This window comes from Actinomyces sp. MRS3W (genome assembly GCF_032465695.1).
Taxonomy (GTDB): Bacteria; Actinomycetota; Actinomycetes; order Actinomycetales; family Actinomycetaceae; genus Actinomyces.
This window is the reverse complement of record NZ_JAWDJJ010000109.1, coordinates 1-4061: the sequence shown is the minus strand read 5'-3', so window position 1 is coordinate 4061 and position 4061 is coordinate 1. Positions and strand designations below refer to the sequence as shown.

The following is a 4061-nucleotide window of genomic DNA, read 5'->3' as shown; positions in this document are numbered from 1 at the left end:
AGCCTGAAGCGCCTCCTGGGCCGGGTACCACGCGTCAAGCATGGTTTTGTCTCCGGCCTCAGCGTTGCCGCGCTGCACAATCCCGCCGATACCGGCCGTCACCGCGGCGGCCAGGGTGGCCGCGTCGATCGTGTCCTTGGCGGCGCAGGCGGTGGACATGCGCAGGAAGAAGGTGCCGTACAGCGGGCCGGCGGCTCCCCCGACCTTTGAGATGAGCGCCATCGCGGTCTGTTTGAGGACCGCCGCGGGGGTGTCCGGATCGCTAGCGAGGGCCTCGACCGCGGCGGTTATGCCGCGTTTCATGTTCGCGCCGTGGTCGGCATCGCCGATGGCTGCGTCCAGGGCGGTGAGTTCGTCGGCATGGTCATCGATGAGCTCGGCCGTGCGGCGGATCCAGTTGGCCGTGTCGGATGCGGTCAGTGCTGTCAGCGGGGCCATGCTCACACCCCCCAGCGCAGGCCGGGAGTGTTCACCGGGGCGTCCCACAGACGCAGCATCTCCTCGTCGGCGCGCACGAGCGTGAGCGAGCAGCCCGCCATGTCCAGGCTGGTGATGTAGTTGCCGACCAACGAGCGTTCGACCTTAATACCGGCTGCGTCCAGGAGCTTGGCGACTTCCCCGTACATGAGGTAAAGCTCGAGCAGCGGGCTGGCGCCCATGCCGTTGAGGAAGGCGATGACGCCCCGGTCGCCGTCGGGCAGTTCGGCGAGGATCGGTTCGGCAAGGCGGGCGGCGATCTCGGAGGCCGGCGCGATCTTGTCCCGGTGCCGTCCGGGCTCGCCATGAATACCGATGCCAATCTCCATCTCGTCCTCGGGCAGGTCGAAGGAGGGCTTGCCGTTGGCGGGGACGGTGCATGAGGTAAGGGCCACGCCCATGGAGCGGCCGGATTCGGAGGTGCGCTTGGCCACGGCGGCCACGTCGTCGAGGGAGCGCCCCTCTTCGGCAGCGGCGCCGGCGATCTTCTCGACGATGACGGTGACGCCGACGCCGCGGCGCCCAGCGGTGTAGAGGGAGTCCTCGACGGCGACGTCGTCGGCGGTGACGACGGTGGCGACCTGGATGCCGGACTCGGCGGCGACCATCTCCGCGGCCATGTCGAAGTTCATGACGTCGCCGGTGTAGTTCTTGACGATGTGCAACACGCCCGCGCCGCGATCCACAGCGGCGGTGGCCGCCGAGACCTGGTCGGGGACGGGCGAGGTGAAGATCTCGCCGGCGCAGGCAGCATCAAGCATGCCGGTGCCGACAAAGCCGCCGTGGAGCGGCTCGTGGCCGCTGCCGCCGCCGGAGACAAGAGCGACCTTGCCCTGCTCCTTGGGGGTGGCGCGATAGACGATGTGGTGTGCCACATCGACATTGAGACTGTCCGGGTGCGCCGCAGCCATCCCGGCTAGGGCGTCGGTGACGACCCCGTCGACGGAGTTGATGAGCTTTTTCATGGCACAACTGTACCGCGGATGAGGCGCCGATCACTGCCGCGGCCTGATTCGACAGTCCGTTTGATACGTAGGGCAGCGGTCAGCGAGTGGTGCACAGCACGATGGCGACCGCCCAGTCCTCATCGTGGCTCAGAGAAACCGGCCAGCGCTCCGGTGCGCCGGCGTTCTCACCCAGGCTTACGCGCACGGCGGCGGCGACGGTTCCGGTCAGGTGCAGCGACGGTCGTCCCCACCGGTCACCCACGACTTCGATCTCGCGCCAGTCGACCGTCTCAGGTGGGAGCTGCGGCGCTACGGCCCGTCCGCAGCGGGCATTGGCGGCCGCGGACCAGGCCTTGATGAAGGCCTCCTTGGCAGCCCAGCGTCCGGCCAGGTGCTCGGCCTGTGGGGAGCCGGTGGCATCGGCGCGGCGCGCGGCGTCACGACGTTCACGGGCCGTGAAGGCACGCTGGGCGAAAACAGTGCCGGGGATGGCGAGCTGGTGGGCGAGGCCGGGAATATGGACCAGGTCAATGCCGACGCCGAGCACACCGTCCGCCGTCGGCAGGGCAGGCAAGCGCGGGGCGGCTGCGGGCGGTTCTGGAAGATCAGGCGCGCTGGGCACGCACCGATGCTACTGCCGCCTGCCGAAGCAGCGCGGAAAGACGGGATGGACCCCGGGAGCCTGAAGTTCCCGGAGTCCACCCCGCGACACACGTACTGACGACGTGCTCAGTGTCGTATCTGCATCACCGCTCGGTTTCGCCGGTGTGGTAGACGCCGTCGGCGCCCAACCGCGCGGCCGGATCGAGCAGCATGGCGGCCTCGACCTCATGCGGGTCACGGCCCTTGCGCTCCTCACCCAGGCGGCGACCGTCAATCTGCTCGAACAGCGGGGCCCGGCCGATCATGCCGGCGCGACGCCGGCGCGTGCCGGCCGCCAGGCGCTGGTTGGCCGACGTCACCCAGGCGTCCACGGCCTCCTGGCCGCCCTGCGCGCGCAGGGCCGCTTCGAAGGCACCGGGGTGCACGAGCGCGATGAGGCCGGACACGTGCCCGAAGCCGAGGCTGGTGAGCAGGCCGGCACGCACCGGGCCGGCGCCCGGAACGCGACCATCGGCGCCGCCGCGGCCGGCCAGGCGGATGGGCGTGCGCGGCCACACCCAGAAGGCGTCCTTGGCCAGCGGGGCGTCCACCACGTCCAGGCTGGCGTTGCCCGGTGCGATGCCGGTGGCGAGGATCTCGGCCAGACCCGCCACCTGGAACAGCGCGGCACCGCCCTTGGCGTGGCCGGTGACAGACTTCTGAGAGACGGCCACCAGCGGGTTGCCCTCGCTGCGACCCAGCGCGCGGGCCAGGCGGGTGTGCAGCTCGGACTCGTTGGGGTCGTTGGCGCCGGTGGAGGTGTCGTGCTTGGAGACCACGGCGATGTCATCGGCCTCCACGCCCAGCTTCGCCAGGGCCTTGGCCAGGCGGGAGTCCTTCCCACCGCGGCCCGCACCCAGCGCACCCAACCCGGGGGCCGGGATGGAGGTGTGGGCGCCGTCGGCGTAGGAGGAGACGAAACCGATGACCCCGGCCACCGGCAGGCCCAGCCGGGCCGCCACGGAGCCACGCGCCAGGATGACCGTGCCGCCGCCCTCGGCCTCGACGAAGCCGCCGCGACGGCGGTCGTTGGCGCGGGAGAAGTGGCGGGCGGAGATGCCCTTGGCGTACATGGCCTCCGCCTCGGCCGTGGCGTTCATGTTGCCGAAGCCCACCACCGACTCGATCGAGATGTCGTCGATGGCGCCGGCCACGACCACGTCGGCCTTGCCCAGGGCGATCTTGTCCCAGCCCTCCTCGATGGACACCGCGGCGGTGGCGCAGGCCGAGACCGGCTGCACCATGGAGCCGTAGCCACCGACGTAGGACTGCATGACGTGTGCGGCCACCACGTTGGGCAGGGCGTCCTGCAGGATGTCGCTGCGGCGCTCCTCGCCGAGGAAGCGGCCCACGAACATCTTGCGCATGGACTCCATGCCACCGAAGCCGGTGCCCTGCGTCGAGGCCACGTCGGAGGGGTGAACCGCCGTCAGTAGCTCGGCCGGGGAGAAGCCGGCGGACAGGAAGGCGTCCACGGCCGTCACCAGGTTCCAGGCGGCAATGGTGTCCATGCCCTGAATCATGGCGGCGGGGATGCCCCAGCGCTCCGGGTCGAAGCCCTCCGGGAACTGGCCGCCGACCGTGCGCGAGAGGGTGGCGCGGCGCGGCACTCGGGCCAGGGAGCCGGCCAGGCGGGTGACGATCCACTCCCCCGTCGGCTCGCCATCGACCAGCTCCGGGGCCACGAGCGTGTGCTCCGGGTCGGTGGCCTCGATGGTGCGGGCGGTGGCCTCGTCGGCCACAGCGAGGGCGATGTCGTGGTCGAGGTAGACCGCGACCTCCTCGGGTCCCTCGGTGGCGATGACGCCGTCGTCGACGAACTCGCGGATACCGCAGCGGGCCACGACCTCGTCGCGGTAACGCTCCAGAATGTCGGACTCCTCGACGAACTCCCCGTCGGTGTCGTACCAGCCGGCCTTGGGGCTGTCCTGCCAGGTGAGCAGGCCCATGCTCCAGGCGAGTTCGAGCACACCGGCGAGGTGTCCACCTGGGGTT

4 protein-coding genes are annotated in these 4061 nt (G+C 70.6%); all 4 read right to left on the bottom strand.

Features of this window, described 5'->3' with window-relative positions; genetic code table 11:
- Positions 1-438 (bottom strand): dihydroxyacetone kinase subunit DhaL (gene dhaL, locus RWX45_RS03545; RefSeq protein WP_316022399.1); only part of this gene is annotated, 438 nt, incomplete at its 3' end.
- 2 nt (positions 439-440) lie between these two features.
- Positions 441-1442 (bottom strand): dihydroxyacetone kinase subunit DhaK, encoded by a 1002-nt coding sequence (dhaK, locus tag RWX45_RS03540; protein WP_316022398.1) that lies wholly within the window; start codon positions 1440-1442, stop codon positions 441-443.
- A gap of 79 nt (positions 1443-1521) precedes the next feature.
- Complete coding sequence (locus RWX45_RS03535; RefSeq protein WP_410050669.1) at positions 1522-2046, bottom strand: holo-ACP synthase; 525 nt, start codon at positions 2044-2046, stop codon at positions 1522-1524.
- 124 nt (positions 2047-2170) lie between these two features.
- The coding region (locus RWX45_RS03530) for a beta-ketoacyl synthase N-terminal-like domain-containing protein (RefSeq protein ID WP_316022397.1) at positions 2171-4061 on the bottom strand (1891 nt) is incomplete at its 5' end.

Coding starts and splice junctions, on each gene's coding strand:
- dhaK (WP_316022398.1), bottom strand. CDS start 1,442: ATGAAAAAGCTCATCAACTCCGTCGACGGGGTCGTCACCGACGCCCTA.